Origin of the sequence: Vibrio sp. S234-5, assembly GCF_000960595.1 — a bacterium.
Lineage (GTDB): Bacteria > Pseudomonadota > Gammaproteobacteria > Enterobacterales > Vibrionaceae > Vibrio.
The window spans coordinates 1-358 of the sequence record NZ_JZAM01000444.1 but is presented as its reverse complement, the minus strand read 5'-3'; the positions used below and the strand labels follow the sequence as shown (position 1 = coordinate 358).

Below are 358 nucleotides of genomic sequence, written 5' to 3'. Positions count from 1 at the left end.
TCCCTCTTTGAAATGAGCGAGGGCCAGCAATCTCATTTTCATCTGAATAGATTTCTGCTGGCTTGCGAGCTTTTTAAAGTCGATATTATTGAGACTGTCCATAGCGAATAAGTTTTATCGTTGAATGGCCTCAATTAGATCACATTTTTACTTAGATTGGTATAACCGTGTCGTCGTGTTTTGTTGCCCAAATCTGGCTTCATCTTGAAACCAGACATCCACATGCTCTAAAGCGATATGTCCTGGGATCTTCAGGATCGTTTCAATTTTGAATTTTTTTTAAAATCGTCTTGGACTTCTTGAGATTGCTTGGGGTGTTTTGAGCGGGAAGTTATCCATGACAAGCCCATGTGCTCGA

At 40.5% G+C, this 358-nt stretch carries 1 pseudogene; it reads right to left on the bottom strand.

Annotation, left to right across the window (positions count from 1 at the left end):
- Nucleotides 1-159: 159 nt before the first annotated feature.
- Nucleotides 160-358, bottom strand: a pseudogene (locus tag UF06_RS27045) (IS630 family transposase); the annotation flags it as partial.